The sequence below is a fragment of the Bradyrhizobium sp. Rc3b genome (genome assembly GCF_900114915.1).
Classification (GTDB): Bacteria; Pseudomonadota; Alphaproteobacteria; order Rhizobiales; family Xanthobacteraceae; genus Bradyrhizobium.
This window is the reverse complement of sequence record NZ_FOUS01000002.1, coordinates 380,129-392,643: the sequence shown is the minus strand read 5'-3', so window position 1 is coordinate 392,643 and position 12,515 is coordinate 380,129. Positions and strand designations below refer to the sequence as shown.

At 64.5% G+C, this 12,515-nt stretch carries 11 protein-coding genes; 3 read left to right on the top strand and 8 right to left on the bottom strand.

Going from position 1 to position 12,515, the window contains the following annotated elements; genetic code table 11:
• Window positions 1-135 precede the first annotated feature (135 nt).
• The gene (locus tag BM190_RS05350; protein ID WP_177236922.1) at window positions 136-1,617 is read left to right on the top strand and encodes an amidase; all 1,482 of its coding nucleotides are present in this window, start codon (window positions 136-138) and stop codon (window positions 1,615-1,617) included.
• 34 nt (window positions 1,618-1,651) lie between these two features.
• Here BM190_RS05350 and BM190_RS05345 read toward each other — a convergent pair whose 3' ends face one another.
• Window positions 1,652-2,257, bottom strand: a complete 606-nt coding sequence (locus BM190_RS05345; protein ID WP_092252553.1) for a TetR/AcrR family transcriptional regulator — start codon at window positions 2,255-2,257, stop codon at window positions 1,652-1,654.
• A 198-nt stretch (window positions 2,258-2,455) separates the two neighbouring features.
• Here BM190_RS05345 and BM190_RS05340 point away from each other — a divergent pair, with 198 nt between their 5' ends.
• Both BM190_RS05340 and BM190_RS05335 read left to right on the top strand, forming a co-directional pair.
• Entirely contained in the window at window positions 2,456-3,697 is a 1,242-nt protein-coding gene (locus BM190_RS05340) for an efflux RND transporter periplasmic adaptor subunit (RefSeq protein WP_092252551.1), read from the top strand.
• A 166-nt stretch (window positions 3,698-3,863) separates the two neighbouring features.
• Entirely contained in the window at window positions 3,864-7,064 is a 3,201-nt protein-coding gene (locus BM190_RS05335) for an efflux RND transporter permease subunit (RefSeq protein WP_092252549.1), read from the top strand.
• Here BM190_RS05335 and BM190_RS05330 read toward each other — a convergent pair.
• The 7 genes from BM190_RS05330 to BM190_RS05300 form a co-directional block, all read right to left on the bottom strand.
• Window positions 7,061-7,789, bottom strand: a complete 729-nt coding sequence (locus BM190_RS05330; RefSeq protein WP_018319795.1) for a sulfite exporter TauE/SafE family protein — start codon at window positions 7,787-7,789, stop codon at window positions 7,061-7,063. The genes BM190_RS05335 and BM190_RS05330 overlap by 4 nt on opposite strands.
• Window positions 7,790-7,975: 186 nt before the next feature.
• On the bottom strand, window positions 7,976-8,233 hold the full coding sequence (locus BM190_RS05320; protein WP_092252545.1) for a hypothetical protein: 258 nt from the start codon (window positions 8,231-8,233) through the stop codon (window positions 7,976-7,978).
• Between the two features lie 232 nt (window positions 8,234-8,465).
• Window positions 8,466-9,584, bottom strand: a complete 1,119-nt coding sequence (locus tag BM190_RS05315) for a helix-turn-helix transcriptional regulator (protein WP_092252543.1) — start codon at window positions 9,582-9,584, stop codon at window positions 8,466-8,468.
• A gap of 104 nt (window positions 9,585-9,688) precedes the next feature.
• Window positions 9,689-10,807: a helix-turn-helix transcriptional regulator gene (locus BM190_RS05310; protein WP_092252540.1), complete on the bottom strand. Its 1,119-nt coding sequence runs from the start codon at window positions 10,805-10,807 to the stop codon at window positions 9,689-9,691.
• A gap of 145 nt (window positions 10,808-10,952) precedes the next feature.
• Window positions 10,953-11,081, bottom strand: coding sequence for a hypothetical protein (locus tag BM190_RS41590; protein ID WP_283806117.1), 129 nt, complete (start codon window positions 11,079-11,081; stop codon window positions 10,953-10,955).
• Between the two features lie 43 nt (window positions 11,082-11,124).
• Window positions 11,125-11,373 (bottom strand): DUF6894 family protein, encoded by a 249-nt coding sequence (locus BM190_RS05305; protein WP_092252538.1) that lies wholly within the window; start codon window positions 11,371-11,373, stop codon window positions 11,125-11,127.
• 122 nt (window positions 11,374-11,495) lie between these two features.
• The gene (locus tag BM190_RS05300; RefSeq protein WP_177236939.1) at window positions 11,496-12,461 is read right to left on the bottom strand and encodes a helix-turn-helix transcriptional regulator; all 966 of its coding nucleotides are present in this window, start codon (window positions 12,459-12,461) and stop codon (window positions 11,496-11,498) included.
• Window positions 12,462-12,515: the final 54 nt, after the last annotated feature.

The following is a 12,515-nucleotide window of genomic DNA, read 5'->3' as shown; positions in this document are numbered from 1 at the left end:
TGGTGCCCCCGGCAAGCAGATCTGGTGCCCGTTGCGCCGCCTCCTCATCCCCCTTTCAAAATCGCATGTTCGGTGCCCCGAGCGATCTGCAGCGGGGTAGCGTCGACACCGCGATGAGATACATTGGAGTTCGTGATGACCGCAGATGCTGCTGACTTGAACTACGGCTCGATCAGAGCACTGGCGAGCGCCCTGCACGCGCGCAAGATATCTGCGTCGGAACTGCTCGAACACACGATCGCGCGCATCGAGGCACTCGACGGTCAGATCAACGCGGTCATCGTGCGCGATTTCGACCGCGCGAGAGCGGCGGCGCGCGCTGCCGATGCCGCGCTTGGCGGCGGCGAGCAACGGCCATTGCTCGGCATCCCCGTGACCTTGAAAGAGCCCTTCAACGTCGCGGGCCTGCCGACGAATTGGGGCTTTCCGCATTTCAGGGATTTCCAGCCGGCGGAGGATGCCCTCGTCGTCTCGCGGTTGAAGGCGGCCGGCGCCATCGTCATCGGCAAGACCAATATCCCGATCGGCCTCAGGGATTTCCAGAGCTACAACGAGATCTACGGGACGACTAACAACCCGTGGGACCTCGGCCGGTCGCCCGGCGGCTCCTCCGGCGGATGCGGCGCGGCGCTGGCCGCAGGCTTCGGTCCGCTCTCGATCGGCTCGGATATCGGCGGCTCGATCCGGGTCCCCTCGCATTTCTGCGGCGTGTTCGGACACAAGCCGAGCCTCGGCCTGGTCCCGCTCCGCGGATACGGCCTTCCGCCGGCACCGCCCGTCCCCGGCCAGGGCGATCTCGCAGTCGTTGGACCGATGGCGCGTACAGCTTCGGACCTTGCACTGGCACTCGACGTGATCGCCGGCCCGGACGAGACGCGCGACGGGATCGGCTATCGGCTTGCGCTGCCCGCCCCGCGCCATGATCATCTCGGGGATTTCAGGATCCTCGTGGTCGACACGCACCCGTTGATGCCGACGGGCGAGGCCGTGCGTTCAGCCATTGGACGATTGGCCGAGCGGCTCGGCAGTTCGGGCGCGCAGGTGGGACGCTCGAGCACGCTGCTGCCCGATCTCGCCGAGTCTGCGCGGCTCTACATGAAGCTGCTCAACGCCGCGCGAAGCCCGCGCCTGACAGCGATCGCCCTCGCCGAGGCGCAAGAAGCTGCCGCCGCACTCTCCCCCGACGACCGCAGCCTGCAGGCCGAGCGCGCCCGCGGCTGGGGCATGATCCATCGCGAATGGCTCGCGACCGATGCGGCGCGCTTGCAGCTGCAACGACGGTGGCAGCAGCTATTCCGTGAGTTCGACGCCGTGATCTACCCGGCCGCCGCCGTGCCGGCCTTTCCGCATGACCATTCCGAACCGTTCGACGCACGGCAGCTCGACATCGATGGCAAGCTCTACAACTACTCCGATGCGTGCTTCATCTGGGCCGACCCCGCGTCGACCTGCGGTTTGCCGGCAACCGCCGTTCCGATCGAGCGCACAGCGACGGGTCTCCCGGTCGGCGTCCAGATCATCGGGCCCTATCTGGAGGATCGTACGACGATTGCGCTGGCCGACTTGATCGAACGCGAGTTCGGCGGCTTCGTGCCGCCGCCGGCGCTGTCTGCATAAGCTGCGGGATGACAGCCGCCGGCGCTTACGGCCATCACGCTCGGTCGGCCGACTGCGCCTCGACCGCCTGCACGGCGACGCTCGCCACCTGCCGCAGCGCTTCGCGATCTGCGCCCGAGGATGCCATCACGCCCATGCCGACCGCGACGGCCGAGACGTAGCGCGCGAGCGCGGCGGGATCGGCGCTCTCCTTGAGATCGCCATCGGCCTTGGCACGGACAAAACGGTCCCGGAGTTGGTCCTCGTTCTGGGCGCGGCGGGCGGCGAGCTCGAACGGGACGTTTTCGGAGCCGGTGCCGCAGGCGATGCCGCCCTGCACGAGCAGGCAGCCGGGCGGATTGGCGGGATCGGTCTGCTTCTCGGCGATGCCCATCAGCATCCGTTCGGCGACGTCGCGGGCGGTGGACGCGGCCACCACCTCGTCCATCCAGACGCCGCGCAGCTTGGTGTAGCGATCGAGCGCAGCCTTCAGCAGACCTTCCTTGTTGCCAAAACAGGCATAGAGGCTGGGCGGATTGATGCCCATGGCCTCGGTCAGCTGCGCGATCGTGGCGCCCTCATAGCCATGGCGCCAAAACACTTCCATCGCCTGGTCCAACGCCGTTTCGGCGTTGAATTCGCGGGGGCGTCCCATGCGCATGTGCCTGTCTCCTCGGAATCGGCGGCCTGTATCAGCTTAACGCCGGTCCTATCTATTTGTTCTGGCTTTCTTTTTCTTGTGTCTTTCAATCGTCGCGGTATCGGCGTACATTTTTCTTAGTGAATGGTACATAAGTATCTTGCACTGCGAGATCCAGCTCCACATCTGTAGTGAACACTACATATCTGGAGCGCGCAAATGCCCCCCTCCCAAAATACCTCCCGTGCCGGCCGCCTTCGCCGCCTTCTTGGCGGCGTCGCCATCGTGGGCGCCCTCGCCGTAGCCGGTACAATTGCGACCGGCCACTATCTTCGTTCCGCCCAGGCAACTGCAACGGCCGTCGCGGCTGAACAGGCGGTGCCCGTCACCGTCGCCATGATCGAGCCGCGGCAGACCGCGCTGTGGGACGATTTCTCCGGCCGGCTGGAAGCCATCCACCGTGTCGAGCTCCGCCCGCGCGTTGCCGGTGCGATCCTTTCCACCAACTTCACCGAAGGCGCGCTGGTGAAGGCTGGCGACGTGCTGTTCAAGATCGATCCGGCGCCTTACGCCGCCGAGGTCGACAAGGCCAACGCCCAACTCGAGGCCGCAAAGGCGCGCGTGGTATTCACCACCAGCGAGGTCGAACGCGGCGCGCAGCTGGTCGGCAACGCCGTCGTGACACGCCGCGATTTCGACCAGCGCGAGAACGCCAACCGCGAAGCGATCGCCAGCGTGAAGGCGGCCGAGGCAACGCTCCAGACTGCAAAGCTCAATCTCGACTACACCGAGGTGCGCGCGCCCGTGGACGGTCGCGTCGGCAAGATCGAGATCACCGTCGGCAATCTCGTCGCTGCGGGCACCGCCTCCCCGGTGCTGACCTCGCTGGTCTCGGTCAATCCGATCTATGCGTCATTCGATGCGGACGAAGAGGTCGTGCTGCGTGCGCTGAACTCGATCGCGGACGCCAAGGGCGGACGCGGCAAGCTCGACCAGATCCCGGTTGAGATGGCGACCTCCGGCGGCCTCTCGGCAAAAGGCCACATCCAGCTCATCGACAACCAGGTCAACGGCCAGAGCGGCACCATCCGGGTGCGTGCGGTGTTCCGGAACGAGGACGGGCGTCTGATCCCCGGCCAGTTCGCCCGCGTGCGCATGGGCCAGCCGAAGCAACAGACGCTGGTGATGATCGACGAGCGCGCGATCGGGACCGATCAGGACAAGAAGTTCGTGATGGCGGTCGGCGACGACAGCCGCGCGGTGTACCGTCCGATCACGCTCGGCAGCGCCGTCGACGGGCTTCGCATCGTCACCTCGGGCCTGAAGTCCGGCGATCGTATCGTCGTCAACGGCCTGCAGCGCGTGCGTCCCGGCGCCCTCCTCAAGACGGAGGTCGCAGCGATGGGCGCGCGTGGGCAGCAGGCTTCGAACCACAGCAACCAGGACGTCGTGCAACGCTAGTGTTCTCTGTCATTCCGGGGCGCGCGTAGCGCGAACCCGGAATCCAGCAGTTTGGAAACTCCGATCCATCTCACCTCTGAATTCCGGGTTCGCGCGCTGAGCGCGCGCCTCGGAATGACGGGGTGAGTTGGCGGAGACACGCAGGATATTGCCCAGGGGCAAAGCCATGAATCTCTCAAAGTTCTTCATCGATCGTCCGATTTTTGCCGGCGTGCTGTCGGTCCTGATTTTCCTTGCCGGCCTGATCTCGCTGTTCGCGATGCCGATCTCGGAATATCCGGACGTGGTGCCGCCCTCCGTCGTGGTGCGCGCCACCTATCCCGGCGCCAATCCCAAGGTGATCGCGGAGACGGTCGCGACCCCGATCGAGGAGCAGATCAACGGCGTCGAGAACATGCTCTACATGTCGAGCCAGGCGACCACCGACGGCGCGATGACGCTGACGGTGACGTTCCGGCTTGGCACCGACCCCGACAAGGCGACGCAGCTGGTGCAGAACCGCGTGCAGCAGGCCGAGCCGCGCCTCCCGGCCGTGGTGCGCCAGCTCGGCATCGTCACCAAGAAGTCCTCGCCCGACCTCACCATGGTCGTGCATCTGTTGTCGCCAAACGGCCGCTACGACATGACGTATTTGCGCAACTACGCGGTGCTCAACGTCAAGGACCGGCTGGCGCGGATCGACGGCGTCGGCGACGTCCAGCTCTACGGCGCCGGTGACTATTCGATGCGGATCTGGGTCGATCCGCAGAAGGCGGCCGAGCACGGCCTGACTGCGAGCGACATCGTCAAATCGATCCAGGCGCAGAACGTCGAGGCCGCCGCCGGAGTTGTCGGCTCCTCCCCAAACGTGCAGGGCATCGACCTGCAACTGTCCGTCAATGCGGAAGGCCGGCTGTCCAGCGAAGAGCAGTTCGGCGATATCGTGGTCAAGACCGGTACGCGCGGCGAGGTCGTGCGGTTGCGCGACGTCGCGCGGATCGAGCTCGGCGCCTCGCAATATGGCCTGCGCTCGCTGCTCGACAACAAGCAGGCGGTCGCGATTCCGATCTTCCAGGCGCCGGGCTCCAATGCGCTGCAGATTTCCGACAACGTCCGCGCCACCATGGCCGAGATCAAGAAGAACATGCCGGAAGGCGTGTCCTACCAGATCGTCTACGACCCCACCCAGTTCGTACGCTCCTCGATCGAGGCTGTCATCCACACGCTGCTGGAAGCGATCGCGCTGGTGGTGCTGGTGGTGATCCTGTTCCTCCAGACCTGGCGGGCCTCGATCATCCCGCTGCTGGCCGTGCCGGTGTCGATCGTCGGCACGTTCGCGGTAATGCACGTGTTCGGCTTCTCCATCAACGCGCTCAGCCTGTTCGGCCTCGTGCTCGCGATCGGCATCGTCGTCGACGACGCCATCGTCGTGGTCGAGAATGTCGAGCGCAACATCGAGGCCGGGTTGTCGCCGCGCGACGCCACCTATCAGGCCATGCGCGAGGTATCGGGTCCGATCATCGCCATCGCCATGGTGCTGATCGCGGTGTTCGTGCCGCTGGCCTTCATCTCCGGCCTCACCGGGCAGTTCTACAAGCAGTTCGCACTGACGATCGCGATCTCGACCGTGATCTCGGCGGTCAACTCGCTGACACTGTCGCCGGCGCTGTCAGCGCTGCTGCTCAAGGGCCACAACGAGCCGAAGGACCGGCTGACGCTCATCATGGAAAAGAGCCTTGGCTGGTTCTTCCGCGGCTTCAACAAGGCCTTCACGCGCTCCTCGGACAATTACAGCGGCACCGTCACCAAGGTGATCTCGGGCAAGGCCGCGGTGATGGGGCTCTACGTGGTCCTGGTCGGCCTCACCGCCCTCTTGTTCCAGCAGGTGCCGAGCGGCTTCGTGCCGGGCCAGGACAAGCAATATCTGGTCGGCTTTGCGCGCCTGCCCGATGGCGCAACGCTCGACCGCACCGAAGAGGTCATCCGCAAGATGAGCGACGTCGCGCTGACCCAGCCTGGCGTCGAGAGCTCCGTGGCCTTCCCCGGCCTGTCGATCTCCGGATTCACCAACTCGTCCAATGCCGGCATCGTGTTCTCGACGCTGAAGCCATTCGACGAGCGCAAGGGCCCGGCCCTGAGCGGGAATGCCATCGCGGCCGACCTGAACAAGAAATATGCCGGCATCCAGGAGGCCTTCATCGCCATGTTCCCGCCGCCGCCGGTCAACGGCCTCGGCACCATCGGCGGCTTCAAGCTCCAGATCGAGGACCGTGCCGGCCTCGGCTATGAGGCGCTGAACGAAGCGACGAAAGCGTTCATGGCGGCGATGCAGAAGGCGCCGGAGATCGCCGGCGTGTTCTCGAGCTTCCAGGTCAACGTGCCCCAGCTCTTCGCCGACATCGACCGCACCAAGGCGCTGCAGCTTGGCGTGCCCGTGACTGAGGTGTTCAACACGCTGCAGATTTATCTGGGGTCCTACTACGTCAACGACTTCAACAAGTTCGGCCGCACCTATTCGGTCTATGTGCAGGCCGACGCGCCGTTCCGTGCACGCGCCGATGACATCAGGCAGTTGAAGGTGCGCTCGTCCTCGGGCGACATGGTGCCGTTGTCGGCGCTGCTCAATATCCGCCAGAGCGCGGGACCGGAGCGTGCGATCCGCTACAACGGATTCCTGTCGTCCGATATCAACGCCGCCGCCGCGCCCGGCTTCTCGTCGGGCCAGGCGCAGGAGGCGGCAACCCGGATCGCGGCGGAGACGTTGCCACCCGGCTTTGCCTTCGAGTGGACCGACCTGACCTATCAGGAGTTCATCGCGGGCAATTCCGGTCTCTGGGTGTTTCCGCTGGCGATCCTGCTGGTGTTCCTGGTGCTGGCCGCGCTCTACGAGAGCCTGACCCTGCCGCTTTCGATCATCATGATCGTGCCGATGGGCCTGCTCGCCGCCATGTTCGGCGTCTGGATCTCCAAGGGCGACAACAACGTTTTCACCCAGATCGGCCTGATCGTTCTCGTGGGACTCTCGGCCAAGAACGCGATCCTGATCGTCGAGTTCGCGCGTGAGCTCGAATTCGCCGGGCGCACCCCGATCCGCGCCGCGATCGAGGCGAGCCGCTTAAGGCTTCGCCCGATCCTGATGACGTCAATGGCCTTCATCATGGGCGTGCTGCCGCTGGTGCTGTCGACCGGCGCGGGCTCGGAGATGCGGCGAGCCATGGGCGTGGCCGTGTTCTCCGGCATGATCGGCGTCACCGTTTTCGGCCTGTTCCTGACGCCGGTGTTCTATGTGCTGCTGCGGACCGTGACCGGTAACAAGCCGCTGGTGCATCACGGCAGCGACATCAGCGCGGCGCCGGTCCAGGGACTTCACGAAGTCCAAGGACACTAGATCAGGGATATCCCCGACACGAGCAACAGAACGAGCACGGTCTTGCGAAAGACCGTCTCGTTGACCCGGTGGAAAGCGATCACGCCGAGCGCCGAGCCGGCGAACAACGCCGGCAGGCTGACGGCGAGGTCGACGAAGACCTTCGACGACAGGTCCTGATGCCCGACCAGCAGTGCGATGGCAAACAGCTGCATTGCCGCGATGAAGGGCTGCACCAGGCCGCGCTGCTCGCTCTTGGGCATGCCGCGCATGTCGCACCAGATCGTCGGGATCGCGCCCGGCATCGCGGTGAGTCCGCCGACGAGCCCTCCCCCAAATCCGATCAGCGCCACCCAGTGCCGGCCGACCGCCTCGCCTGCCGTCACCAGCGTCGGCCGCAGCAGCATATAGGCCGCATAGAGCGCGACGATGATGCCGAAGCCGCGCCTGAGCAGATGCGTATCCGCGCTCTGCAACAGCGACACCGCGATGGGCACACCGATCAATCCGCCGACGATCAGCAGCAGACTGCCTTCCCAGCGGATGCTGCGCCGGAGCGCCCACAGATTGGTCGCCTGCACGCCGATGCTGCACGCCATCATCAGCGGCACGGCTTCGAGCGGCTGAAACACCCGCAGCAGGATCGCGCCCGCGACGGCCGAAAACGCGAAACCCGAGAGTCCTGATACGAAGGCGCCGGCGAATACGGCAACGCTAAGCAGAATCAGAGTCGTGACGTCAGGCACGGACCGTCCTCCGGTCAATCATAGGGGATCTGCGGAACGACAGCATCCGGGTTCTCGGTGCAGACGGCCGCCTCGCGCGGAAACGACATTTGCATCGCATGGGCGTGGGATCGTTCCAGAAGCGCCAGCCCGACCAGTTGAAGGGTGACGAGCGCCCCGGTCAGCGCAATCGCGACGATGTTGAAATTACGCGCCCTCGTAGGCGGGCTCGCCGGCGGCGCGCTCGCGCGCATCAGATCCGTGGGCATTTCCTGAAACATCCTCTTGTTTGCTGACCGGAATGATTTCGTTCAAAGGCAATGCTTCGCCGGGCTGGGACAGCAAGTGGTGATAGCGTTGCAATGCGCGCTGCGCGTCGATCTTGCGCTGCTCACGGAAAACGGCGCCGACGCGAGCGACGATGTCGCGGAACCTGTCGGCCATCGCAAGTGACGTCTTTCGCATGACGACTTCCTCTCAACCTGTGCGCGAGAATGGTGAGATTCACCCCAGCCTGCTGTGAGTTGCTTCACAAAGAAGTCTGATACGTCGAACAAGAAATCGTGTGACGCGTCTGTAGAAGGAAACGCAAAAAAACGCGTCATTCGATCGAATGACGCGCGATAACTTTCTAATGATGTCTCTGTTTGAACCTATCCGCGTGCTGCCGCGAAGAGCGACGCGAGGCGCGTGCGCGTCAGTGCAGAAGCGGATTGGAAAATCCCGCCGCAAGCTTGACCAGATCGGCCTGACGGGACACGCCGGTCTTGGCAAATACACGGTGCAGATGCGTCTTCACCGTGGTCTCGGCGATCCCGAGGGCGGCCGCGGTCTCCGGCACACCGCCGACCTCGACGATCGATTGCAGAACCCTCAGTTCCGCGGGCGTCAGTTCGAACGTGCGGTCGATCAGGCCGGCACATGAGCGGCTGTCGAGTTCCGCCTTCCAGACCAGCAAGGCTCCGACGGCCAAGGTGCGCTCGGTCGCACCATCGCGGAGCAGCGAGGGCAGTGCAATCACGTGCACGACGTAGTGCGAACCGTCGTGCGACGTCAGAGGGATCTTTCGACCTTCGGCCGCAGCCAGAGCCACCTCTCCCGGATCGCGGAAGATATTGCGAAGGGCCAGATTGGCCTCGGAGGATCTCGTCACCAGCCGGCCCGAGATGGAGCGCAGGACATCGTCTGCGGCCAGGATCGTCTCGGCCGCCGGATTGCTGTGGACGATCCGACAGGCTGCATCGAGCAGGATGACGCCGGCATTCAGGCGATCCACGACGTCGGCCAGTGCGGTCGCGCGTTGCTGCTTCCGCTCGATCGCGCGGTTGATCATCAGCGCCCGGCTCGCATGCGGGACCAGGAACTGCATTCGCGCGCGCTGCTCGGCATCGAGCATCTCCCTGCCCGGGATGACGGTCAGCAACATCGGGCACGGCGACTTCGATTGCTCCAGCACCACGTTGGCGACGTCGACGCAGCCCTGGGGCTGCAGCCATTCCTGGTAGAATCGCCCCCGGCGGTACTCGTCGAAATTCACGAGGTCCGGGATGTTGCGCACCTCGCCATACCCAGGAAGCCGGGCGAGTGGATCGTACCGGGAGTAGGTTTCTGAATAGAGCTGGATGTAGTGCGGATCGACCCCGCAATAATAATGGGTCGCCCCGGACTTGCTGACCGTATCCTTCGAAATCAGGCCGCAGGCCTGACTGCCGATGAAGGCATTGAGCATGACGACGACCTCGGTCCACAACTCAGGGTGGAGCCCGGCATCATAGATGCTCTCGATCAGGTCGGAATGTCTTGGAAGTCGGGGCATCGGAAGAGCCAATGGTCAAATTCGAAGATTTGCGGATTTCTTCGTGCCCGGCGGCTCCTGTGAGTCTGTCGCGGGAGAAAAAGGTTCAACGCCGACGGCGAGCTTCAGTGGACGAGCGGATTGGCAAAACCCGCGGCGAGCTTGACGAGATCGACCTGCCGGGACACGCCGGTCTTGGCAAAGACGCGATGCAGATGCGTTTTAGCAGTCGTCTCTGCGATACCGAGCGCTGCCGCCGTCTCGGGGATGCCGCCGACGTCGACGATCGACAGGAACACGCGAAGCTCCGCCGGCGTCAGCTCGAAAGTCCGCGCGATCAATTCGCCACAGGACTGTCCGCCGAGCGATACCTTGCGCACAAGCAGCGCACCGGCGGCGTCGGCCACGCGCTCGCTGCCGTTGCGCAGCAGGGACGACAACGGCAGCATGTGAGCGACGTAACGCTCGCCGGTGGCGGACAACAGTGGAATCGCATGGCCGCCTGCGGCACGCACTGCACCGTCGCGATGGTCCGCAAACGCCTTGCGCAGGATCTGATTGGCTTCAGCGCTGCCGGTCACGAGTTGCCCGGCAACGGACCGGACCATATCATCGGCCGCGAGCAGGACCTGACCGGCCGAATTCGCATGCACCAGGCGGCAGAAGCCATCGAGCAGGAAGATCCCGACCGTCAAACTGTCGAGCACGTCAGCCAGTGCCGTCGCCAGCGTCAGTTGCGCGGTCATGGCGCGGTTGATCAGCAGCGCGCGGCTGGCGTGCGGCACCAGCAGCGAGAGGCGCTGCTTCATGCCCCGATCGACCATGCGGCGGCCCGACAGCACGGTCATCATCACCGGGCAGCTCGCATTCGATATCTCGAGCACGACATTGGCCGCATCGCTGCACCCCTGCGGCTGCATCCATTCCTGATAGAAGCGGCCGCGCCGGTACTCTTCGAAATTGACGAGATCCGGAATGCTCACAATCTTGCCGTGTGGCGGCAGAACAGTCAGCGGATCGAACTTCGAATGGGTCTCGGCATAGAGCTGGATGTAGTGCGGGTCCGCTCCGCAATAGTAATGCGTGACACCGGATTTGCTGATCGAATCCTTCGAGAACAGCCCGCAGGCCTGGCCCCCGACGAAATCCCGGATGCCGGCCACCGCGTTATTCCACAGCGAGGGATCGAGCCCGGCATCGTAGATGGACTCGACGAGATCTGGCAGCTTTTGCGATCCGTGCATGGCTCAAAATGGCACTGAATGATCAATGCCGGCGAACCTAACACAACCGTAGCATGCGACATCCTCCGATCGGAGGAGGCGCCGGCCGGGCGGATGGAGCCCGGCCGGCGGGCATCGCGTTCGAGCCGCCAGGGCTGATGCCGGCTCAGAACGCGACGCGAACGCCACCCTTGGCCGTGCCGGTGCGGCTCTGGTCGGACATCATCATGCCCTCGACCGCGCCGAACACGGACAAATTGGCCCCGGTGCGGTAGTCGAAGCCGAGGCCGGCCACCGCGGCGTCGAACTGGTGCAGAGTTGCTGCACCGAAGCGGCGCTCACGCCTGGTCCCAGCCCCGCTTCTCCGCGCATTCCGACCAGACCGGGGCGCGATAGATTTCGCGGCCGCTGTTGTCCCTGACGCGGATCCAGGCGTCGCGGTCACGCAGATCATCACGCCAGACGAACAGATGGTTTGCCATCTCGTTGGCCACCACGAATGTCGCTTCCGCACATTCGAACACCATGCCGCCCGGGTCGATCTTCACGATGTTGCCGACCAGGAGGTCGAAAAAGAAACGGCGCATTCAATACTCCGGCTGCGGATGCCGCACGCAACGCTTGGGTCATGGCTTCGCAATCAAGGATCACGTCGGACCCCTGTCTGCTGGCTGAAATCGGCAGTTGGCTGCAATTCAGTCGCGCGCGGTCACGACATTTCGCCGCTCCTGATGTCGCTCGGCGTCGCGTTATAGGTCCGCCGGAAACAGCGGTTGAAATAAGAGAGATCGCCGAAGCCGACGTCGTAGGCGATCGAACTCACCGTTCGCTCGGCGTATCCGGGCTCCCGCAGCATGCGATGCGCGCGCTTGACGCGTTGTTCGATCAGGAATGAGGAGAACGTCTTGCCGTCGGCCTCGAACAGGCGCTGCAGATAGCGCGGCGTCACGCCGAGTTCCTGGGCGACCGAGGCCACCGACAGATCCTGCCGCCAGCAATTGTTGGCGATGGAGACTTTCGCCTTCTGGAGCCGCGCCGCCTTGACGCCACGCCGTCCGGCCAGCTCCCGCGCTTCACCGGTGGCACCGAGGACGAGCGCCAGTAGATCGTGCAGATGCCCGACCCCGAGCTGCCGCAGCAAAGGCGTCACGAACGCCTTCTCCCGTACCAGCGTCACCGCATAGTCGACCAGCAGCCTCAGTCCGGCGGAGCTTTCCGGCATGACGCGCATCACGGCATCGTCGACGTCCACGATCATCGGCGCCAGCACGCGCCTCGGCACGCGCAGCGAGAAGCAGCTTCCCAGCGACAGCCGCTCGAACGTCGTGACGTCCTCCGCGCTCGTCAACACCGCCTCCCCTGCATGAAGCCTCAGATCGTGCCCCCGCTCGGATATGCCGAGAACGCCGGACCTGTTCACGATCAGCGCGAGGCTGTCGTCGCCATCGGCCACCAGTTGCTTGGTGCGAATGACCCGCGCGCCGCACAGGCCCCCGATCAACAACTGGGCTTCCGGCAAGACATGAGAGGTGAAGCTCGCCGCGGCCGGCTTTCCATCCCTTGCCTCGACCTCCGCCTTCAGCACCCCGCGGCAGTAGAAATCGCGGAGCAACGGGATGCGCTCGTTTTCGGGAATTTCGTTCGTTGAAACATTGAGAACGGAAAAATCAACCATGCTGCTCACTGCAATCTCTCCAGCCGACGAGCAGACCGGCCACACGCTGTCGTT